Consider the following 21,180-nt stretch of genomic DNA (forward strand, 5'->3'; position numbering starts at 1 on the left):
ACGGTCAGGACGACCAGGGGGACCATGAGCGATCCGAACGCCTGGAGCACACCGGGGGGCGACACGTCCCCGCCGCGCTGGGGCGAGCGCGTCGACCCCACGTCACCCGGCCCCCTCTCCGCGGGGCCCGTCCCGGGGGCCGCCCCGGGCGGCACCACCCCGCCGGCACCCGGCTGGGCTCCGCCGCCGAAGCCGGGCCTCGTCCCGCTGCGCCCCCTCACCTTCGGCGAGATCCTGGGTGCCTCGTTCCAGGTCTTCCGCCGCAACCCACGGACCACGTTCGGCACGGCCCTGCTGTCGCAGGTCGTCCTGCTCGTGGTGACCGTGGTGATCACCGGCGGCAGCGCCTTCCTCGCCTTCGGACGCGTCGAGCAGGCCCTCCCCCGGGACCGTGACGCGGTCCTGGCCGGCGCCGTCGCCGTCGTCGCCGCGTCGGCCCTCGTGCCGATCGCCCTGCAGGTGATCGTCACGGCCCTGTTGCAGGGGCTCTTCGTGCTCGAGACCTCGCGGCAGACGCTCGGGGAGAAGCTCCGACTCGGCGGCCTCTGGGCGATGGCCAAGGGCCGCGTCGGCACGCTCGTCGGGTGGTCCGCCCTGCTCACGGTCGCCTACGTCGTGGCGCTGGCGCTCGTGGCCGGCGTCGTCGTCGTCGGCGTGGCCGTCGGCTCCGGGCCGAGCATCGCCGTCGGCGTCGTGCTCGCGGTCCTCCTCGGCCTGGGCCTCCTCGTCCTCGGCGTGTGGCTGACCGTGAAGACTGCCCTCGTGCCGAGCGCCATCATGCTCGAACGGCTGACGCTGGGCGCGGCCGTGCGGCGCTCGTGGTCGCTGACCCGCGCCTCCTTCTGGCGGACCTTCGGCGTGATCGCCCTGGTGTTCCTCATGGTCCAGGTCGCGTCGCAGGTCGTCGCGACGCCGTTCTCGGTGCTGTTCAGCGTGTTGACGGGCACGCTCGCGCCGACGGGGGACGTGACCGACCCGACCTTCCTGGCCCTCACGGCGGGCACCTACGCCGTCACCCTCGGCATCACGGCCGTCATCGGCGCGATCGGGTCCGTGCTGCAGGCGGCGTCGGCCGGCCTCGTCTACGTCGACCGACGCATCCGCACCGAAGGGCTCGACCTCGAACTCGTGCGCTACGTCGAGCGCGGCGGGCGGGCGGTCGGAGGACAGCCCGACCCGTACCGCACGCCCGAGGCCCCGGTCCCGCCGACGACGCACCCGGGAGCACCGCGCTGGTGAGCCCGCTGCCCTTCGCCGCCGGGCCGCCCCTGACCCCTGACGCCGACGACGCCCGGCGCGAGGTCCTGCGCGAGCTCACCGGGCCCGAGTACGTGGCGGCGCAGCCGTCCTGGCTCGACCGTGCGGCGCAGGCGTTCTGGGACTGGCTGGGGTCGATCCGGTTCGGAGGGACAGAGGGGGCGCCGGCGGTCGCGTTGATCGTGCTGCTCGCGGTCGTCGTGGTGGTCGTCCTGGTCGTGCTGCTCGTCTACGGGGTGCCGCGACTCAACCGCCGGTCCGCGCGTGACCTCGCCCTCTTCGGCGACGACGACGTCCGTGACGCCGACGCCATGCGTGCCGCGGCCCGGGAGGCGGCCTCCCGGGGTGATCTGACGCTCGCCGTCGCCGAGGCCTTCCGGGCGATCGCCCGTTCGCTGGCCGAGCGGGGCGACGTCGCGGTCTCCCCCGGCACCACCGCACGCGACGTGGCCCGCCGGGCGGGCGACGTCTTCCCCGACCTCCGGGCCGACTTCGCGGACGCCGCCACGGCCTTCGACGGCGTCCGCTACCTCGACCGCCCGGGCACCGACGAGGACTACCGGGCCGTCACGGAGCTCGACCGGCGCGTCACCTCGTCCCGGCGGGTGCCCGCGTGACCGCCGCCGCACCGTCCGAGGCGCCCACCTCCGTCTCGACCCCCACCGTCGCGGTGTCGGTCCGACGTGCCCGGTTCTGGGTCGCACTCGCCCTCGTCCTGGCCCTCGGCGTCGGGGCGGCTCTCCTCGTGGGCTCGGGCTCGGGAGAAGGCCGCGCCCTCGGCCCCGCGAACGCCGCCCCCGGCGGGGCCAAGGCACTCGTCGAGGTGCTCGGCCGCCAGGGCGTCGACGTGACCGTCACGACCACCCTCGACGAGACCCTGGACCGACTCGGGTCCGGTGGCGGCACGCTCCTCGTCGACGACGCCTCGGGGTTCCTGGTCGGCGACCAGTGGGGGCGTCTCGTCACGGCGACCTCCCACCTCGTGCTCCCCGCCCCGGGGCCCGCCGCGCTCGACGCCGTGGCCGCGGGCGTCGCGTCGACCGGCCCGGTCGACGAGGGCACGGCCGGGCCCGCCTGCTCGTCACCGGCCCTCGCGCAGACGTCCCGGGTCGACGTCGCGGGCGTCGCGTACGACGTCGACGCCCCCGGCGCCGTCCGCTGCCTGCCGACCGACGACGGCTACGGGCTCGTCGAGCTGGAGGACGGCGACACGCGCGTGTCCGTCCTGGGAGCCACGGACGCCCTGACCAACGGCTCGATCGGGACGCACGACGACGCGGCCTTCGCACTCGCGCTGCTCGGCGGGTCCTCCGAGCTGACCTGGTACCTGCCCTCGGCCGGCGACCTGCCCGAGGGCGAGGGCACTCTCGCCACGCTGACGCCGTCATGGGTGACGCCGTCGCTGGTCGTGCTCCTCCTGGCCGGAGTGGCCGCGATGGTGTGGCGGGGTCGACGCCTCGGAGCTCTCGTCGTCGAGCGGCTGCCGGTCACCGTCAAGGCCTCCGAGACCACCGAGGGGCGCGCCCGCCTCTACGAGCGCTCCGGGCAGCGCCGCCATGCCCTCGACCAGCTCCGCATCGGCACGCTCGGGCGACTCGCGCGCACGACGGGCCTGTCCTCGACCGCGTCGGTCGACGAGATCGTCGCCCGGGTGGCCGCACTGATCTCGGCCGACCCCCGGGGCCTGCGGCACGTGCTCGTCGACGCCGACCCGGTCGACGACCGCGAGCTCGTCGCGCTGAGCGACAGCCTGCTCGACCTCGAGGGTGCGGTCCGACGGGCGACGACTCCGTCGTGACCCGCCCCGCGCCTCCCCTGCCTCGTCCGATCGCCCCCGCATCGACCCCCACCCCGGAGAAGACCACCAGATGAGCTCAGAACTGCAGCAGACCTTCGCCCGAGTCCGAACCGAGGTGGGCAAGGCCGTCGTCGCCCAGGACGGTGCCGTGACGGGCCTGATCGTGACCCTGCTGGCCCAGGGTCACGCCCTGCTCGAAGGCGTCCCCGGCGTGGCCAAGACCCTTCTCGTGCGCGCCCTCAGCCACTCGCTCTCGCTCGACACCGCCCGCGTGCAGTTCACGCCCGACCTGATGCCCGGCGACATCACCGGATCGCTCGTGTACGACGCGAAGTCGGGCGAGTTCGAGTTCCGGGCGGGGCCGGTGTTCACCAACGTCCTGCTCGCGGACGAGATCAACCGCACGCCTCCCAAGACGCAGTCGGCGCTGCTCGAGGCCATGGAGGAGCGCCAGGTCTCGGTCGACGGCGTCAGTCGCGCGTTGCCGACCCCGTTCCTGGTCGCGGCCACCATGAACCCCGTCGAGTACGAGGGCACCTACACGCTGCCCGAGGCCCAGCTCGACCGCTTCCTGATGAAGCTCACGCTCGACCTGCCGCCGCGCGAGGCCGAGGTCGAGGTGCTCGGCCGTCACGCCGCCGGCTTCTCGCCCCGCGACCTGCGAGCCGCGGGCGTGACCCCGGTCCTCGGGCCCGACGACCTCGCCCGCGCCCAAGCGGAGGTGGCCCGGGTCGGTGCCTCCCCCGACGTGCTCGCCTACATGGTCGACCTGGCCCGGGCCACGCGCGAGAGCCCGTCGGTCAAGATCGGCGTGAGCCCCCGAGGGTCGACGGCCCTCCTCGCCGCCTCGAAGGCCTGGGCGTGGCTGACCGGCTTCGACCACGTCACGCCCGACCACGTCCAGGCCATGGCCCTGCCCGTGCTGCGACACCGCCTGCAGCTGCGGCCCGAAGCCGAGCTCGAGGGCGTCGACGCCGACGCCATCGTCCGCTCGGTGCTGCAGCAGGTCCGGGTCCCGCTCTAGCCATGGCGATCACCGGTTGGTTCGTGGTGCTCGTCGCGCTCGGCGTCGTGCCCGTCGTCCTGACGGGCAGCGGGTGGGCGATCGTCGGCTGGCTCGGCGTCGTCGCCGCGCTGACGGTGCTCGACGTGGCCCTCACGGCGTCGCCCCGGTCGCTCACCATCCGGCGCGAACTGCCGGGGGCGATCCGTCTCGGCGAGAGCGCACCCGCCCGGCTGACCGTGGTGAACGACGGCCGACGCACGCTGCGCGGACTCGTGCGCGACGCATGGCAGCCGTCGGCCGGAGCGACCCCGACCCGCCGTCGCCTGTCCCTGCGACCGGGGCGGGCCGCGACGCTCACCGTCACGCTGACCCCGTTCCGCCGGGGCGAACGCCGCGCCGGCGGCGTCACCGTCCGCACGATCGGTCCCCTGAGGCTCGCCGGTCGTCAGGCGACGCACGAGGTGCCGGGCGCGGTCCGCGTGCTCCCGCGGTTCTCGTCGCGCAAGCACCTGCCGTCCCGTCTGGCCCGTCTCCGAGAACTCGACGGGCGCACGAGCGTGATGATCCGCGGCCAGGGCACCGAGTTCGACAGCCTGCGCGAGTACGTGCGAGGGGACGACGTCCGCTCGATCGACTGGCGGGCGACCGCACGCCGCGACGACCTCGTCGTGCGCACCTGGCGGCCCGAGCGCGACCGTCGGGTGGTCGTCGTGGTCGACACGGGGCGGACCTCCGCGGCCCGCATCGACGACGAACCGCGGCTCGACACGGCCTTCGAGTCGGCACTGCTGCTCGGGGCGTTGGCCTCGCGGGCGGGCGACCGGGTCGACGTCGTCCTCTTCGACCGACGGGTCAGGGGTCGGGTGCAGGGCGCGACGGGGCCCGCCCTGCTCTCGTCGATGGTCGAGACCATGGCCCCCGTCGAGCCCGAACTGGTCGAGACCGACTGGGCCGCCGTGCCGGCCCTCGTCCGCTCGGTCACGTCCCGTCGGGCGCTCGTCGTCCTCGCGACCACCGTCGACAGCCCCGGCGCCTCCCGCTCCTTGCTGGCGGCGATCCCCCAACTGACCCGCCAGCACCTCGTGGTCGTCGCGTCGGTCACCGATCCGGCCCTCGACGAGACGGTGGTGCGACGGGGCACCCGCGACGAGGTCTACCGGGCCGCCTCGGCCGAGCGGGCCCGACTCGACCAGGGCCGGGTCGCCGCCGCCCTGCGTCAGGTCGGCGCCGACGTCGTGACCGGAGCGCCGGCCGACCTGCCCCCCGCCCTCGCCGACCGCTACCTCGCGCTCAAGGCGGCCGGCCGCCTCTGACGCAGGCTCGGTGGCCGACGACGCGGGATCAGTCGGCCACGAGTTGTGTGGCCCCGGCCTCGAACTCGTCGAGGTCGCCGGTCTGTCCCGCCCGGTGGGCCCGTCCGCCGAGCAGCCACTGATAGGCCAGGAACCCCAGGAGGGCCACGGTGCCGATGCCGATCTTGATCGGCCAGGGCCAGGCCTGCCGGGTGACGAACCCCTCGATGACGCCCGAGACCAACAACGAGAGCATCAACCCGACCGCGATGGTCACGAGCGCGCGTCCGTCCTGGGCCAACGCCTGCCCCCGGGTGCGGGCACCGGGTGCCACCCAGGACCAGAAGATCATCAGACCGGCGGCCCCGGCGACGAAGATGCTGTAGAGCTCGAGCTGACCGTGCGGAGCGATGTACAGGAAGAACTGGTCCAGCCGCCCCTGGTCGGCCATGAGCCCGGCCGAGATCCCGACGTTCATGGCGTTGCTGAGGATCGCGTAGGGAACCCAGACCCCGGTGATGCCGAACGCCACGCACTGCGCGGCGATGTAGGCGTTGTTCGTCCACACCTGGCCGGTGAACGACGTCGAGGCGCTCTCGGAGTAGTAGTTCACGAAGTCCTGCTCGGCGAACTGCCGGCGGAACTCCTCGCTGCCGAACGAGGCCAGCAGCGCGGGTGTGTTCGCGGCCCAGGTCGCGAACACGGCCGCGACGACCACCGTCACGAGCGTCAACACGAGCGACAGCCACCGCACGCGGTAGAGGGCGGCTGGCAGCTGCACGACGAAGAAGGTCGGCAATTGGCTGAACAGGTTGCGACCCGCGCCCGTGAACCGCAGGCGTGCTCGCGACAGGGTCATGGAGAGCCGGTCGGCCACGACCGAGTCGCCGGTGGCGGTCTTCAGCGCCGACAGTTGCCCGGCCCCCGACTGGTACAGGCGGACGAGCTCGTCTGCCTCGGGCCCGCTCAGTCGCCCGCGCCGGGCGAGGCGCTCGAGCTCGGCCCAGTCGTGGCCGTGAGCGGCGGCGTAGGCGTCGATGTCCATTCTGCTTAGATACTAGGCATGTCCCGCACGAAGGCACGAGGCGCCTCCCCGGTGGTGCTGCGACCCGACCAGGTCGAGGCCTTCACGGCGGGTGGGGACGAACTGGTCACGGGCGAGGCGGTCGCTCTCGACCTCCGACCGACGAGCTTCGTGTTGCGCGCGGCCGGGGTGCTCATCGACTACCTGGCCTACGCCCTGCTGCTCGTCGGTGCGTTGGTGCTCGTCTCGTTGCTGAACGACGGCGGGGTGCTCGACGACGCCCTGTCACAGGCGTTCCTCGTGGCGTCGATCGCCATCTGCTTCATCGTCGTGCCGACGGTGGTCGAGACCGCGAGCCACGGGCGGTCCCTGGGCAGACTCGCCGTGGGCGCGCGCATCGTCCGCACCGACGGAGGGGCGATCGGCCTGCGCCACGCCCTCACCCGAGCGCTGGTGGGGCTGCTCGAGATCGTGTTCACCAGTGGCGGCCTGGCCGTCGTCGTCGCCCTGCTGAACGGCTCGTCGCGGCGTCTCGGCGACCTCATGGCCGGCACGTACAGTCGCAACGAACGCGTGCCCAAGGCCGCTCACGTGGTCTACGGCGTGCCGGCGCACCTGCAGGGGTGGGCCGAGATCGCGGACGTGGGGCGCCTGCCCGACGGCCTGGCCCGTCGCATCGCGTCGTTCCTGCAGCAGGCGCCGCAGCTCTCCCCGGCCAGTCGGCGACGCGTCGCCGACGAGTTGGCGGCCGAGACCACGCCCTACGTCTCGCCCGTGCCGTCCGGCGACCCGGAGTTCCTCCTGGCCGGCGTCTCGGCGCTCCGGCGTCGGCGTGAGTCCGCCGCCCTGGCTCGCGAGTCCGCGTTGCTCGATCGCCTCACCCCGGCGCTGACCGAGACGGTCCGGGGCTTCCCCCGGCGCTGACCCGCGTCGCCGCCGACCCCGGCCTCCGCGTCAGGACCGGACGAGCCTCGCGATCGCCGCCGAGGCCTCGCGGACCTTGGCGTCCGCGACGTCGCCTCCCTCTCGGGCCGCCTGGGCGACGCAGTGGGCGAGGTGGTCCTCGAGCAACTGGAGCGCCACGGTCTCGAGGGCACGGGTCGCCGCACTGACCTGCGTCAGGACGTCGATGCAGTACGTGTCGTCCTCGACCATGCGCTGGATGCCCCGGACCTGGCCCTCGGCGCGGCGGAGACGCTTGACGATCTGTTCCTTGTCGCCGCTGTAGCCGACGTGCGTCGCCGTCGCGTGCTCACCCTGCTGCGCCACCCGCGCCTCCTCGTGTGTCGTCCGGTCACGCCGTGTCGACCGGTCCCGCCAGGATACCCCCAGGGGGTAACCGCTCCGCCCGCCCGGCCGCACCCGGCCGACCGTCAGCCGCGGATCAGCCCGAGCACGTCGTCGCGGACGCGCTCCATGCCGGCGGGCGTCGCCGCCTCGGCGTTGAGGCGCAGCAGCGGCTCGGTGTTCGACGGCCGGACGTTGAACCACCAGAACCCGTCGTCGGACGAACCACTGACCGTGAGGCCGTCGAGCTCGTCGAACTCGCCGACCCCGGTGTAGGCCTCGACGATGCGGGCGTACGCCGCCGGCACGTCGGTGACGGTCGAGTTGATCTCGCCGCTCGCCGCGTAGGGCGTGTACCGGTCGGTCAGGGTCGAGAGGGGCTCGGCCTGCGACCCGAACTCGGCCAGGACGTGCATGGCGGCCAACATGCCGTTGTCGGCGCTCCAGAAGTCACGGAAGTAGTAGTGCGCCGAGTGCTCGCCCCCGAAGATCGCCCCGGTCGCCCGCATCTCGTCCTTGATGAGCGAGTGGCCGACGCGGGTGCGCACCGGCGTCGCGCCGGCCGCCTCGATGGCCTCGGGCACCGCGCGGGACGTGATGAGGTTGTGGATCACCGAGATCTCGACGTCGGGCTCGGCGGCCCGGACGCGCGCGATCTCGCGGACGGCGACGATCGCCGCCACGGCCGACGGGGTCACGGCGTCACCCTTCTCGTCGACGACGAAGCAGCGGTCGGCGTCGCCGTCGAACGCGAGGCCCAGGTCGGCCCCGTGCTCGAGGACGGCCTTCTGCAGGTCGACGAGGTTGGCCGGGTCGAGGGGGTTGGCCTCGTGGTTCGGGAAGGTGCCGTCGAGTTCGAAGTACAGCGGGACGATCTCGATCGGCAGCTCAGGCAGCCCGGCGGCCTCGCCCAGCACGGCCGGGACGGTGAGCCCGCCCATGCCGTTGCCGGCGTCGACGACGACCTTGATGGGCCGGATGCCCGCGAGGTCCACGAGACCGCGGAGGTACGCGGCGTAGCCCGGCAACGCGTCGTGCTCCCGCACGGCGCCCGGCTCGGCGACGGCCTCGATGCCGTCGGCCAGGAACGAGGAGGCGCGGTCACGGATCGAGGACAGCCCCGTGTCGAGGCTGATGCCCTGGGCGCCGGCCCTGCTCATCTTGATGCCGTTGTAGGTGGCCGGGTTGTGGCTCGCGGTGAACATGGCCGCCGGGGCGTCGAGCGAGCCGGAGGCGAAGTACGACTCGTCGGTCGAGCACAGGCCGAGGGCGACCACGTTCGCACCCCGGGCCCGGGCCCCGCGGGCGAAGGCCTCGGCGAAGCCCGGCGAGGAGTCCCGCATGTCGTGACCCACGACCAGGTCGTGGCCGGCGCCGTCGATCTCGTCGGCGAAGGCCGCACCGAAGGCCTCGACCACCTCGTCGGTGAGCTGGGTGCCCACCAGTCCCCGGACGTCGTAGGTCTTGACGAAGGCGGTCAGGTCGACGGGGGCGTTCTCAGAGGTCATGACCCAAAACTACCCGGCGCAGGACCTCCCAGCCCTGCGGGACCGACAACGAGCCCGCGTGGCGGGCGCACAGGTCGTAGCCGTGCGGCTCGACGCGGTCGCTCAAGGGCCCGACCACGACCATCGAGTCGGCGTACACGTAGGTCAGCGTGGCGACGGCCTCGTCGTGGCACGTCACCTTGCTGCAGGGTCGACCGTTCATCTGCCCGACAGACTATCGCGAGGGTCCTCGGGGGCCGACCCGCGCCTCCTGGGCGGGCCTACGATGGGTTGATGAGCAGGCCCCGCCGCGCACGCGTCACCGACCGTTCCCGTCGGCGCGACCGCCATGGACGCGGGCTGCGGTCGTCCGCCGCCGGGCCCCACCTGCCCTTCCTGCGGACGAGGGTCGACCTCTTCGACGACATCGTCGCCGCCACCGCCGACTACCTCCGCGAGGCGTGGCCCGACGAGCTCGCCGACACGTCGTTCGAGGTCGCCGGCCTCCCCGCCGAACCGGACCGCACCCGGGTCGAACGGTGGTCCGTCGACCGGGCCGCCGGCCGGGTCGTGCTGTACCGCCTGCCGATCGAACGGCTCGCCCCCTCGCACGACCGGCGGGGGGCCGCCGAGGACGAATGGAACCACCGGGTGCTCGTCGAGGGCTACGTGTTCCGGGCCGTCGCGGACCTCCTCGGCAAGGACCCGTGGGAGCTCGCTCCCGACCGCTGGCGCGACGGCTGACGCGCGACGGGGTCGTCGAGGTCGTCGGGGCGTGTGCCCCCGACGTCAGGGGTAGACGGTCACCGGGGTGGACGCCGGCAGCGGCGAGGTCACCGGCCAGGCGGCGACGGCTCCGGGGGCCGAGAAGCTGACGCCCGCGCGCAGGTCGTCGGCGTTCCCGAGCCGGACGGCGTCGCCCCGTTGCACGTCGACGCCGACCGTCGACCCACCGGGTACCTCGACGTCCCGCTCGTCGCCGTCGCCCACCGTGACCTCGGCCGTGACGGCGTCCTGGCCCGGGTTGGCGAGCCAGAGGCGTCCGCCCTCGCCGTCGGGCACGACCACCTCGGTGTCACCGGAGAGACGGGGCGACGAGGCGGCCCAGCTGAGGTCGACGCCTCCCGCGTCCGCGGCGACCGTGGAGGTCCGGGCGGCCACGGCCACGGCCGTCGACGACCGGACGGTGGCCGTGTAGACGCCGTCCTCGAGCCCGTCGATCGGGACGTCGGTGACGCGCCCGCCTTCGACCCTGGTCTCGAACGAGGTGCCGGTGCCGTCGTCGGTGGCCAACGAGACGCTCAGCTGCGAGGGACCCTGGCCCGGGACGAGGACGCGCAGCACCGACTGGAGGTCGGAGGACGACGGGTCGGCGAGTGCTCCCTCGAGGTTGGCGGAGTCGCGGACGACGATCCCCGTGACGACCGACTCGCGAGACGGCGCGGCCGAGCCCGTCACGATGTCCACCCCACCCGGTTCGAGGGTGCGGACGACGCTCTGCTGGAGCGTGGCGACGATCTGCCCGCCGCGACTCGACACGTGGACGGCCGGCGAGACGAGTCCGGTCGCGAAGCCCGAGAGCGGGACCACCTTCTGGCTGCGGGGCGCGACGACGATCCCGTCGATTCCGGGGCCCCTCACCTCGCCGGTCTCGGAACGGATGTCGAGGTCGACGGTGGCGTTGACGTCGCTGGGGTTGACGAGGCTGATGAGCGACACGCGTCCCGTCTCGGTCGAACCGCCGATCAGCCAGGTCGAGCTGGTGGGCTCGGTGCAGGGTGCCGAGGCGAAGCCGCGCAGGTCGCCCTCATCGACCGACTGGCTCTGGGCGGCCGCGACGAGGGGCACGTCGGTGCCCTCGACGGGTGCCGTGACCACGGACGGTCGCGAGTCGCTGCCGTCGGCACCGGCGAGCTCGTCGACGTCGACGTCGCCCTCGCTCGACTCCCGGGCCACGGCCGCTCGACCCACCGAACTGGCGGTCGTGGCCTGCTGCCCCTCGGCGTCCGAGAGCTGCAACAGGGCACCGGTGCAGACCCGCTGCTGGTCGACGGGCACGGGCGTCACGAGCTGCCCCGCCGGCACCGTCTCGAAGGAGGGGAGGCGGACGACCGTGGCACCGCCGACTACCGCGGCGGCGACGGCCAGACCGACGACGCCGACCGCGACGCGTCCCGTCGTGGAGAAGACCGATCGCTTATTCATCTCGCTCCTCGTCGAAGGTCGTGGCGGGCTGCTCGGCCTCGGGCGTCCCGGCCCGGGATCGACGTCGTCGCGGCGACGTCGGGATGGCGAGCAACAGGGCGGAACCGAAGACGAGTCCCCAGCTGATCAGGACGATCGGTCGCAGCGGTCCCGCAGCCGGACGCGCCTCGCGCTCGTCCTGCGCCTCCACGTAACGCCAGAGGAGGCCGTTGGACGTGTCGCCCACCGGCAGGAAGTCGGCGTCGGCGTCGAGCGCCTCGCCCGCGCGCTGGCCGAGCCGGTCGGCGTCGCCGTCGTCGTCGGTGGCCGTCAGCAACACGAACCCGACGCCCAGCCGACGCAGGTCGTCGGTCGGGTCGAAACCGCTGCGGCTGACGAGGTTGCCGGCCAGGACGGTGAGGTCCTCGTTGACCGAGGTGAGGCGTGGGGCGGTCGAGTCGAGCGTCGACTGGTCGTCGAGCGTCGCTCCTTGACCGTGCTCGAGCGACACGGCGAGCGAGCCGTCCGGCTGGGGCGTGAGGACGAGCGTCCCGACGTCGGGTGTCGCCTCGGCCTCGGCGGTGACGTAGGCCGACAGGATGCGCCCCGAGCTCGGACGGACGTCGGCCACGGGGCCGAACGACGCGATCACCGTGGGGGCCGCAGCGGCGACCGCCAGCACGGCGACCAGGGCGCCGGCCGGCGGGGCGACCCGGGGCAGCCGGTCGAGGGTCACGGCCGCGGCGCCGACGAGCCCCAACAGGTAGAGGCTCAGTCCGCTGCCGGCCCAGATCGTGGTCGTGTCGCTGCCGACGCCCGTGACGGACACGTGGGTCGCGGCGACGGCCGTCAGGTAGCCGAGCAGGGCGAGCGAGAGGGCGGGGACAGCGCGGCGCTGCGAGCCGACGAACGGCGAGGCCACGGCGAGCAGCGCCAACGGGGCGATCGCGACGGCGACCAGGACGGCGAGCGTGGCGGACGAGAAACCCGTCCCGGCGATCAGCGCCGTCCAGCCGTTGAGGCCCGTCTCGGGGGACGCGAGCAGCAGCTGCAGCGGTGAGGCCGGGTCCGACCTCGTGGGGACACCGGGGTCGGCGAACACGGCCCACCACGTGCCCCGCTGCAGCTGGGCGACGACGAGGGGCGCGAAGAGGGCCAGCGCGGGCAGCGGCACCGCGACGAGGCGATGGGTGCCGCGGGGGCGGCTGACGATCGACCCGAGCCAACCGACGAGGAGGGCCGGCACGAGCGAGGGAGCGGCCGCCGCGACGACGGCGAACAGCAAGGAGGCGGTGGCCCCGGCCGTCCACGACCTCGCGGCCCCGATCATGGCCCAGACGAGGAACGGCAGCGCCACGTGCGCGAGGACGGCACCGAGGTGACCGGACTGCAGACCCGAGAGCAGCGGGGACGAGAGGGCATAGAGCGCCGCGGCGACGGCCGGCACCCAGGTGCGGCGGGTCACGCGGCGGGTGGCGAACCACGCGCCCAGCGCGGAGAGCGGCAGGGCCACGAGGTAGACCCCGAGGACCGCGGTCGACGGCGACCAGGGCGTCAGGCTGCCGAGGACCGCGACGAGCGCGGCGAACGGGTCCGAGGGGCCGAGGAACCCGGTGCCGATCTCGCGCCAGCCGTAGCCCACCGACGACCAGAGCTGACCCACCGAGGTGCTGAGCGGCAGGAGTCCCCCACCCGTGACGGCCGGGTTGCCGAGCAGCGGCAGGAACGCCACCACACCGACGACGGCGGCGACCAGCACGACCCAGAGGCCGCCCGAGTGGACGAAGCTCGCCCGGGGGTCGGGTGCGTCCTCGACGCCGGCGACCTGTGCGTCACGTTCGGTGACCCGTCGTTCTCGGAGCATCGCGCGGGACGCGCGCAAGGGCTCCACCGAGCTCCAGCCGACGCTCTTGGTCCGGGCGAGGGCCCGACGAGCCGATCGCACGTGCGAGCCGCCGAAGGCAGCCCGGAACGCGCTGGCGAACTCGCCCACCACGGCTCCCGGGTTCTTGGTGAGCAGGTGCCAGACGCTGCGCACGACCGCCAGCGGCACCAGGCTGAGCCAGTGCAGCGGCAACAGGGCGGCCGCCGAGTAGACGAGGCGCCGGTGCAGTTGGGCGGCACGGTGCAGGCGCGCCCGGCGGGCGTGCCCGACGGGCCCGTGGCCGAACTCCTCCGGCGGCCCAGCACTGTCGACCTTCGCGTCGGGGACGAGGACCACCCGGTGACCGGCGAGGCGGGCACGGATCGAGAAGTCGAGTGCGGCGTCGACGTGCGGCAGCGCGGGGTCGAAGCCGCCCAGGGCGGTCCAGACCGTGCGACGGACGAGCATGCCCCCCGCCGCGACGCCGAGCACGTCGTCCGTGACGTCGTGCTGGCCCTGGTCGAGTTCGTTCTCGACGCGGGCGAGCGAGGCGCCGTACCGGGTGACGGTCTCGCCGAACTCGGCGATGACACCGGGCTGGCCCCACCGCATCAGCTTGGGGCCCGCGACCGCGACGGAGGGCGACACCTCGACGGTCGTCATGAGGCGCTCGAGCGCCTCGGGCGCGGGTGCGTTGTCGTGCCCGAGCAGCCAGACCCACTCGTCGGGATCTCCGTCGCCCGGGTCGGAGAGTCGCACGCCGTGCGCGGCGGCGGCACCGAACGTCTTCGCGTCGGGAAGCGAGGCCAACTGGGCGGCGCCGCTCAGCGACAGCCGACCCGCGGCCGAGTCCTTGCCGCCCGTGTCGACCACCACCAATGCCTCGGGGGGCCGCGTCTGACGCGACAGTCCGTCGAGGGTTCGGTCGAGGTAGGTCGCTCCACCAGGGGCGACGAGGATCGCTGTGACTCTCGGCTGCATGACTCGTGCAGCCTAGGTCGCACCGGCGCGGGCACCGGCTCGGCGCGCCGACGCGACGGGCGAGACGTGCCGACCCGCGCCTCCTGGTCCCCGCGGCCTCGGGCCATCACGACGGAACGGCACCGACCCGGAGGGGTCGATGCCGTCGGAAGCCGAGGAGGCGCGGGTCAGGCCCGCTTGCGGAGCTTGCGACGCTCGCGCTCGGACAGCCCGCCCCAGATGCCGAAGCGCTCGTCGTTCTGCAGGGCGTACTCGAGGCACTGGGCCCGGACGTCGCAGGAGGCGCAGATCTTCTTGGCGTCGCGCGTGGAGCCGCCCTTCTCGGGGAAGAACGCCTCGGGATCGGTCTGGGCGCAGAGCGAGTCCGCCTGCCAGGCCAGCTGGTTCTCGTCGTCGGCGACGATGGTGCGCGACGACGATCCGATGCCGGGGACGCCCAGCTGGATCGGGTCGACGTGCCAGTTGTCCGGGACGCCGGCGCGGTTCTCGTGGATGCCCACAGCGCATCTCCCCTCGTGTCGATCGCCCGTGAATGTACGCGACAAGGTAATTACACCGGTGTCATTACCCATCCGTCAAGTCGAGGGCCAATAAACCCTCCACCCCCCGATCAGGGGCAAGGGAGCCCCGGCGTGTCGGGGGACGTTTCGACGGGAACGGGTGATGTCGGGTACGTGGCGGACGGTCAACCGCGAGGCGCGGCCTGCCAGGCGCTGGTGACCATCTCGAGCAGCGTGTGCCGCATCTCCCAGTCGAGGTCGCGCGCCGCCAGGCTGCCGTCGGCGACGATGCGGTCGGGGTCGCCGGGACGACGCGGGGCGATCTCGGGCGTGAAGTCGATGCCGGTGCCCTCGCGCATCGCGGTCATGATCTCGGCGACCGAGACGCCGCCGCCCGAACCGAGGTTGTAGGCCGGCTCGACCGGCTCGCCCGCGTCCAGTCGGCGGGCCGCCGCGACGTGCGAGACCGCCAGGTCGGCGACGTGGACGTAGTCGCGGACGCACGTCCCGTCGGGGGTGTCGTAGTCGTCGCCGTTGATGCGCGGGACGCGGCCCTCGGCGAGCGCGGCGAAGACGAGCGGGAAGAGGTTGTGCGGGCTGGCGTCCCAGAGGTCGGGCCGACCCGAACCCACGACGTTGAAGTAGCGCAGGCTGGTGTGGCGCAGGCCTTCGGCCACCCCCTGGTCGCGCAGCAGCCACTCGCCGATCAGCTTGCTCTCGCCGTAGGGGGACGCGGGTGCCTTGGGCGTGTCCTCGGTGACGAGCTCGGTCGGCGGCGTGCCGTAGACGGCCGCGCTGGACGAGAACACGATCCGGTCGACGCCCCGGCTCGACATGGCCTCGAGGAGGCGGGCGGTCCCCGTGACGTTCTGGTCGTAGGTGTGCAACGGCCGCTGGACCGAGACCCCGGCGTACTTGTAGCCCGCGACGTGGACGACGCCGGTCACGCCGTGCCGGTCGATGGTCTGCTCGATCAGCTCGCGGTCGAGGAGGGAACCCCGGACGAACGGGACGTCGGCGGGCACGAAGGCCTCGAGGCCGGACGAGAGGTCGTCCAGGACGACCGCGTCGATGCCCGCCCCCGTGAGCTCGCGGACGACGTGAGAACCGATGTACCCGGCACCGCCGGTGACCAACCATGACATGGGGCCAACCTATCGGGTGCCCGACGGGTCACGGGTGCCAGCACGAGCGCCGGGTGGGGCGCGCGGAGCCGGACGTCACGCGGAGCGGACGGCTCCACCCGGCCGCTCGGCCCGGCTCAGGCCGGCGTCGCCACGTAGGCGGTGCCGCCGCCGGTCATCGCGAGTCGGACCTCGTCGGGGGTGACGAACGCGGACTCGCCACGACCGAGCCGGATGGTGCCGTCCTGACCCTTGACGTGGACCTCTCCGGCGGTGACCAGGACGATGCTCGGACCGCCGATCTCGACGACGGCCCCCGGACCCTCGGCGTCGACCCGCAGCATGGCGAAGCCCGTGCCGGGAGGCGCGAAGCGCTCGACCCCCCGGGCGACCGTGGTCGGGTCGAGACGGGGGACGGGCAGTGGTTCGAAGTCGAGCACCTTCAGCAGCTCGGGGACGTCCACGTGCTTGGGGGTCAAGCCGCCGCGCAGCACGTTGTCGGAGGGCGCCATGAGCTCGACGCCGAAGCCGCCCAGGTAGGCGTGCACGTTGCCGGCGGGCAGGAACAGCGCCTCCCCGGCACGCAGCGTCACCCGGTTGAGCAACAGCGAGACGACCACGCCGGGGTCGCCGGGGTAGCGCTCGGCCAGGTCGACGACCGTGGCGATGCCCGCGCCGTCCGCCCGGTGGGCGGCGGCGAGTTCGCTCACCGCCGCGATGGCCGCGGACGAGTCGTCGTCGCCCTGGAAGAGGAAGGCCAGGGTCGACCGCAGGGACTCGGCCAGGTGTCGGCGGAGCAGGTCGAGGCGCCCCGAGCCGTCGTCGAGGAGGTCGAGGTCGGCCAGGGTCCGGGCCGGCTCGCGGAACCCGCAGAGGGCGTCGAAGGTGTCGCTCAACGCCACGATGATCTCGGGCTTGGCCGAGGAGTCCTTGTAGTTGCGCTCGGGGGCGTCGAGCGGGATGCCCGCGGCGTCCTCGCGCGCGAAGCCCTCGCGGGCCTGCTCGGGGGTGGGGTGCGCCTGGATGGACAGCGGGCCGTCGGCCGCGAGCAACTTCAGCAGGAACGGCAGGTGGTCCCGGTCGCGGCCGAGCGCCCTGCCCGGCTCGGCGGCGAACCAGTCGGCGAGGGTGTCGGCACCACCCACGACCGCCGGGGCGACGACGACGCTCGGCGAACCCGGGTGCGCACCGAGCCACAGCTCGGCCTCGGGGCGGCCGCTCGGTCGACGACCGAGCAGGTCGGCGATGGCCGTCGTCGAGCCCCAGGCGTAGTCGCGGGGCGTGTTGGTGATGGCGAGGAACATGGCTTTACCTGCTTGTCGGAGGTCGTGCTTGGTCGCCCCCTACAAAGCGGTGAGGTCGACGACGCCGGGGCGTTGATCAAAGCTACCAACCCCTTGGCGGCGGCTGGGGCGCTGCCTAGGCTCCTGTCGTCCCGACACGAAGCAATGGAGCACGGATGTCATCAGCGACCCTCACCTCGTTCACCTCCCTCGTCAGCGACTTCTACGGTTACGAGGACCTCCTCTCGGACCGCGAGAAGGGCGTCCTGGCCGACCTTCGCCACTACCTCGAGACCGAGGTCAAGCCCGGGGTGAACCGCCACTGGGCCGACGCGACCTTCCCGCACGAGATCGTGAAGGGCCTCGCCGGCCTGGGCCTCTTCGGCATGCCGTGGGAGGAGACGCGCCCGTTCGAGAACTCCGCCGTCTTCCGCGGCTGGGTCGCGCTCGAGCTCGCGCGCGTGGACGCGTCCGTCGCGACCTTCGTCGGCGTGCAGAACGGACTCGCGATGGGCTCGATCGGCGTCGGCGGCTCGCCCGAACAGCGTGCCGAGTGGCTGCCCCGCATGGCGAGCGGTGACCTGGTGGGCGCCTTCGGCCTGACCGAACCGCTGTCGGGGTCCGACTCGGCCCAGGGACTCCGCACGATCGCCACCCGCGACGGCGACGACTGGGTGCTGAACGGCTCCAAGCGGTGGATCGGCAACGCCACGTTCAGCGACATCACGATCATCTGGGCCAAGAGCGCCGAGGACGGCCAGGTCAAGGGCTTCATCGTCCCGACCGACACCGCCGGCTACACGGCGACCAAGATCGAGGACAAGCAGAGCCTCCGCATCGTCCAGAACGCCGACATCACCCTCGAGGACGTGCGCGTGCCCGAGAGCCACCGACTGCAGCAGGCCGATTCGTTCCGCAGCACGGCGGCCGTGCTGCGCCTGACGCGGGCCGAGGTCGCCTGGGCGGCCGTGGGCAACTCGATCGGCGCCTACGAGGCCGCCCTGGCGTACGCCAACGAGCGCGTGCAGTTCGGCAAGCCCATCGCCAAGCACCAGCTGATCCAGGACCTGCTGGTGAAGTGCATCGGCAACATCACCGCCTCGATCGGCATGGTGGTGCGGTGCTCGCAGATGCTCGACGAGGGCACCCAGCGCGACGAGCACGCCTCGCTCGCCAAGGCGTTCACCACGGCCCGCATGCGCGAGACGGTGGGGTACGCCCGCGAGGTCATGGGCGGCAACGGCATCGTGCTCGAGTACGACGTGGCCCGGTTCTTCGCCGACGCCGAGGCGCTGTACAGCTACGAGGGCACCCGCGAGATGAACACCCTCATCGTGGGCCGCAGCATCACGGGCCAGGCGGCGTTCGTCTGATCCGGGAGGGGCGGCCCCCGGTCGCTCCTCCGCGCCTCCCCCGTCGTCTAGCCTGGTGCCCATGACCACGACGTTGCCCGCGCGGCCCGCCCGGACGGCGCCGACGCGCGGAGCCACGACGTTCGCGACGCTGGCGTTCCTCGTGTTGTTCGGTGGCGACGTCCTCCGCAACGGCACCGGCTGGTGGGGCTGGGGGGCGGCCTGCGTGGCGATGGTCGTCGCCGCCGTCGTCCTCGTCGTGCGGCATCCACCCCGGGTACGGACCCTCCCGCGCCTCCTCGTGCTCTTCCTGCTCTTCGCGGTCGTCTCGATCGCGTGGTCGCAGTACCCCGCCGGCTCCGCGATCGGCATCGTCCTCACGCTGATGACGAGCGTGGGCGCCCTGGCGGTCACCGTCGTCGCCTCGTGGCCGACCATCGTGACCGCCCTCGGACGGGCCTTGCGCATCCACGTCGTGGCCTCCCTGCTCTTCGAGGTCGTCGTCGGACTCGTCGTCCGCCAGCCGGTCTGCCCGGTGTACCTGGACTGCACGGATCGGCCCGCGGCGTGGTTCTGGTCGCGCGACGTGCTCTTCGAAGGCGGTCGCATCCAGGGGCTGCAGGGCAACAGCAACATCTTCGCGATCATCGCCCTGTTCGCCCTGATCGTCACGGCGGTCCAGGCGGCGGACCGGTCCATCGGTCGCGGCACGGCGGTGGTCGGTCTCGTCACCTCGCTGCTCGCGCTGGTGCTGACCCGGTCGGCGACCGTCGCGGTGGTCGCGGTGGCCGTCGGCCTCGTGTCGCTGCTGGTGGTGGCGACCCGACGCCGTGAGCCCGGCCGCCGGGGTCCCGTCTTCGGCGTGGCGGCGCTCGTCGTGCTGGCGGCCGTCACGGTGGTCGTCCTCGCCCGCGGCCCGCTGCTCGCGCTGCTGGGGAAGAGCGGCGACCTGACGGGTCGCACCGACATCTGGTCGGCCGTCTACGACCTCGGCGTCCAGCACCCCGTCGTGGGCTGGGGTTGGGTCAGCTACTGGTTCCCGTTCGTCGAACCGTTCACCGACCTCGCCGAGCGCAACGGCGTGGTCTACCTGCAGGCGCACGACGCGTACCTCGACGTCTGGTTCCAGCTGGGCTGGATCGGCCTCGCGTTGTTCGGGCTCACGATCGTCGGCGTCGTCCTGAGATCGTGGTGGTGGGCCGTCGACCGCCGCATGCTCTCGCGCGGGGTCGCGGCGCCGTGGTCGGCCCTCGACCTGTTGCCCTTGCTGCTCGTGACGGCCCTGCTCGTCCATGGGTTGACCGAGTCCCGGCTGATCGTCGAGTGGGGCTGGGCCACGTTCGTGGTCGTCGTGCTCGTGACGCGCCGCGACCCCTTCGGCTGGACGGGCCACGACCGGTGACGTCCGGCCACGGCCACGGGTTCGACCGCAGCCGCGATCCCCTGCGCCGGTACCTCTCGGCCTGGATCGGCTTCTCGGCGGGCGGGCACTTCTCGCAGGCACTCTCGGTCGCCATCGTGCTCTACGCGTTCTCGACCCAGTCGGTCCGCGCCCTGATGGGGTGGCCGGGCTCGCTCGCCGTCCTGGGCACCCTCGTGGTGCTCGCGACCCTCTCCCTGGTCGGTGGCCGACACCACATCGAGTGGCACGGCATCCTGCCGGTGTCGCTCATCGCCCTGTTCGGCTTCATGGCCCTCAGCGTCTTCTGGAGCGAGTACACCTGGGTCACCGTCGGCGGTGTGGCCTACGCGGTCGGGTTCGGCGCCCTCGGGCTGTACCTGGCCCTGGGCCGCGACCTGGTCCAGGTGGTGCGGGCCTTCGGGGACGCGCTCCGCATCCTGCTCGTCGTGTCGCTGTCGCTCGAGGTGCTGAGCGGGCTGCTGATCGACCAACCGATCGCGTTCCTCGGAATCCAGGGCAACCTCGCCGCGGGCGGTCCGATCCAGGGCATCTCGGGCACCCGCAACTACCTGGGCTTCCTGGCGACGCTCGCGGTCATCACGTTCGCCGTCGAGTTCCTCACCCGGTCGGTCCCTCGGCGGCAGGCCGTCGCCTCGGGCGTGCTCGCCCTCACGGCGCTCGGTTTCGCCCGCTCCCCCGCGACGGCGATCGCGGTCATCGTCCTGATCGTGGCGGGAGTGGCGCTCGACGCGCTGCGCCGGGCCCCCGAGTCGAGACGGTCGCTCCTGCAATCGGTCTTCGCGGTGATCGTGGTGCTGGGTGGTGCGCTGGCCTACGCGGGTCGCTCGCGCCTCCTGGACGCGGTGGACGCGACCAACGACCTGTCGGTGCGGTCGCTGCTCTGGGCGCGCATCCGCGAACTGGCCACGGTTCACGACATCGTCGGGTGGGGCTTCGTCGGGCAGTGGCCGACCGGGATCTTCCCGTACTCGACGATCATCGCGCCGAGCGGCCGACCGCACGAGACGGGGCTCAACGCGTTCTTCGACATCTGGCTGCAACTGGGCCTGGTCGGCGGGTTGCTCCTCGTCGTGGCCGGCACCCTGGCGTTCGTGCGCAGCTGGATCACGGCGTCGGGTCACCCGATCGTGGCGTACGTCTGGCCGGCGCTCGTCCTGGTGCTGATCGGGGTCACCGCCGTCGCCGAGAGCTTCGTGTTGTTCGAGGGAACCCTGATGACCTTCGTCGCCATCGCGACGATCGCCGCCCGCAAGCGGTCGTGGCGGTCACGGCTGCCGCAGGCGAACCGCCGGTAGGAGGCGCGGCTCGGTCGGGTGCC

General features: G+C 73.0%; 19 protein-coding genes. 10 read left to right on the forward strand and 9 right to left on the reverse strand.

What is annotated here, in order from left to right; translation table 11 throughout:
• Nucleotides 1-24: 24 nt before the first annotated feature.
• The 5 genes from ASL10_RS08370 (at nt 25) to ASL10_RS08390 (ending at nt 5,374) form a co-directional block, all read left to right on the forward strand.
• Nucleotides 25-1,239, forward strand: coding sequence for a hypothetical protein (locus ASL10_RS08370; protein ID WP_056046285.1), 1,215 nt, complete (start codon nt 25-27; stop codon nt 1,237-1,239).
• A complete protein-coding gene (locus ASL10_RS08375) occupies nt 1,236-1,874 on the forward strand; it encodes a DUF4129 domain-containing protein (protein WP_056046287.1) in 639 nt (212 codons plus the stop codon). Before ASL10_RS08370 ends, ASL10_RS08375 begins: the two co-directional genes overlap by 4 nt.
• Entirely contained in the window at nt 1,871-3,055 is a 1,185-nt protein-coding gene (locus ASL10_RS08380; protein WP_056046289.1) for a DUF4350 domain-containing protein, read from the forward strand. The genes ASL10_RS08375 and ASL10_RS08380 overlap by 4 nt, the downstream gene beginning before the upstream one ends.
• A 70-nt stretch (nt 3,056-3,125) precedes the next feature.
• Nucleotides 3,126-4,079, forward strand: coding sequence for a MoxR family ATPase (locus ASL10_RS08385; protein WP_056046296.1), 954 nt, complete (start codon nt 3,126-3,128; stop codon nt 4,077-4,079).
• A 2-nt stretch (nt 4,080-4,081) separates the two neighbouring features.
• Nucleotides 4,082-5,374 carry a DUF58 domain-containing protein gene (locus tag ASL10_RS08390; RefSeq protein WP_056046297.1) on the forward strand — a complete coding sequence of 431 codons (1,293 nt, stop codon included), beginning with the start codon at nt 4,082-4,084 and terminating at the stop codon, nt 5,372-5,374.
• Nucleotides 5,375-5,402: 28 nt separating this feature from the next.
• Here the strand turns inward: ASL10_RS08390 and ASL10_RS08395 are convergent, their stop codons facing one another.
• Complete coding sequence (locus ASL10_RS08395; RefSeq protein ID WP_056046300.1) at nt 5,403-6,398, reverse strand: stage II sporulation protein M; 996 nt, start codon at nt 6,396-6,398, stop codon at nt 5,403-5,405.
• A gap of 18 nt (nt 6,399-6,416) precedes the next feature.
• On the opposite strand from ASL10_RS08395, the gene ASL10_RS08400 reads away from it, so the two are divergent.
• Nucleotides 6,417-7,301, forward strand: coding sequence for an RDD family protein (locus tag ASL10_RS08400; protein ID WP_082460291.1), 885 nt, complete (start codon nt 6,417-6,419; stop codon nt 7,299-7,301).
• A gap of 30 nt (nt 7,302-7,331) precedes the next feature.
• On the opposite strand, the gene ASL10_RS08405 is transcribed toward ASL10_RS08400, so the two are convergent.
• The 3 genes from ASL10_RS08405 to ASL10_RS08415 all read right to left on the reverse strand — a co-directional run bounded on the left by ASL10_RS08405 (nt 7,332) and on the right by ASL10_RS08415 (nt 9,374).
• Nucleotides 7,332-7,583, reverse strand: a complete 252-nt coding sequence (locus ASL10_RS08405; protein WP_233568399.1) for a metal-sensitive transcriptional regulator — start codon at nt 7,581-7,583, stop codon at nt 7,332-7,334.
• Between the two features lie 167 nt (nt 7,584-7,750).
• Entirely contained in the window at nt 7,751-9,172 is a 1,422-nt protein-coding gene (locus ASL10_RS08410; protein WP_056046304.1) for a phosphomannomutase/phosphoglucomutase, read from the reverse strand.
• Entirely contained in the window at nt 9,162-9,374 is a 213-nt protein-coding gene (locus ASL10_RS08415; RefSeq protein WP_056046306.1) for a DUF3499 family protein, read from the reverse strand. The genes ASL10_RS08410 and ASL10_RS08415 overlap by 11 nt, the downstream gene beginning before the upstream one ends.
• Nucleotides 9,375-9,445: 71 nt before the next feature.
• Here ASL10_RS08415 and ASL10_RS08420 point away from each other — a divergent pair, with 71 nt between their 5' ends.
• Nucleotides 9,446-9,895 carry a metallopeptidase family protein gene (locus ASL10_RS08420; RefSeq protein ID WP_056046308.1) on the forward strand — a complete coding sequence of 150 codons (450 nt, stop codon included), beginning with the start codon at nt 9,446-9,448 and terminating at the stop codon, nt 9,893-9,895.
• A 45-nt stretch (nt 9,896-9,940) separates the two neighbouring features.
• Here ASL10_RS08420 and ASL10_RS08425 read toward each other — a convergent pair whose 3' ends face one another.
• The 5 genes from ASL10_RS08425 to manA form a co-directional block, all read right to left on the reverse strand.
• Nucleotides 9,941-11,356 (reverse strand): DUF5719 family protein, encoded by a 1,416-nt coding sequence (locus ASL10_RS08425; protein ID WP_056046310.1) that lies wholly within the window; start codon nt 11,354-11,356, stop codon nt 9,941-9,943.
• Nucleotides 11,349-14,180, reverse strand: a complete 2,832-nt coding sequence (locus ASL10_RS08430; protein ID WP_082460292.1) for a glycosyltransferase family 2 protein — start codon at nt 14,178-14,180, stop codon at nt 11,349-11,351. Before ASL10_RS08430 ends, ASL10_RS08425 begins: the two co-directional genes overlap by 8 nt.
• A gap of 167 nt (nt 14,181-14,347) precedes the next feature.
• Complete coding sequence (locus tag ASL10_RS08435; RefSeq protein WP_200922579.1) at nt 14,348-14,680, reverse strand: WhiB family transcriptional regulator; 333 nt, start codon at nt 14,678-14,680, stop codon at nt 14,348-14,350.
• Between the two features lie 185 nt (nt 14,681-14,865).
• On the reverse strand, nt 14,866-15,825 hold the full coding sequence (gene galE, locus ASL10_RS08440; RefSeq protein WP_056046313.1) for a UDP-glucose 4-epimerase GalE: 960 nt from the start codon (nt 15,823-15,825) through the stop codon (nt 14,866-14,868).
• 116 nt (nt 15,826-15,941) lie between these two features.
• On the reverse strand, nt 15,942-17,108 hold the full coding sequence (manA, locus tag ASL10_RS08445) for a mannose-6-phosphate isomerase, class I (protein WP_056046315.1): 1,167 nt from the start codon (nt 17,106-17,108) through the stop codon (nt 15,942-15,944).
• Between the two features lie 155 nt (nt 17,109-17,263).
• Here manA and ASL10_RS08450 point away from each other — a divergent pair, with 155 nt between their 5' ends.
• The 3 genes from ASL10_RS08450 to ASL10_RS08460 all read left to right on the forward strand — a co-directional run bounded on the left by ASL10_RS08450 (nt 17,264) and on the right by ASL10_RS08460 (nt 21,157).
• On the forward strand, nt 17,264-18,460 hold the full coding sequence (locus tag ASL10_RS08450) for an acyl-CoA dehydrogenase family protein (protein ID WP_056046317.1): 1,197 nt from the start codon (nt 17,264-17,266) through the stop codon (nt 18,458-18,460).
• 61 nt (nt 18,461-18,521) lie between these two features.
• Nucleotides 18,522-19,841, forward strand: coding sequence for an O-antigen ligase (locus ASL10_RS08455; protein WP_056046320.1), 1,320 nt, complete (start codon nt 18,522-18,524; stop codon nt 19,839-19,841).
• Nucleotides 19,838-21,157, forward strand: coding sequence for a hypothetical protein (locus ASL10_RS08460; protein WP_056046321.1), 1,320 nt, complete (start codon nt 19,838-19,840; stop codon nt 21,155-21,157). Before ASL10_RS08455 ends, ASL10_RS08460 begins: the two co-directional genes overlap by 4 nt.
• Nucleotides 21,158-21,180: the final 23 nt, after the last annotated feature.

The sequence above is a fragment of the Frigoribacterium sp. Leaf8 genome (genome assembly GCF_001421165.1).
In the GTDB taxonomy this organism is placed as follows: domain Bacteria; phylum Actinomycetota; class Actinomycetes; order Actinomycetales; family Microbacteriaceae; genus Frigoribacterium.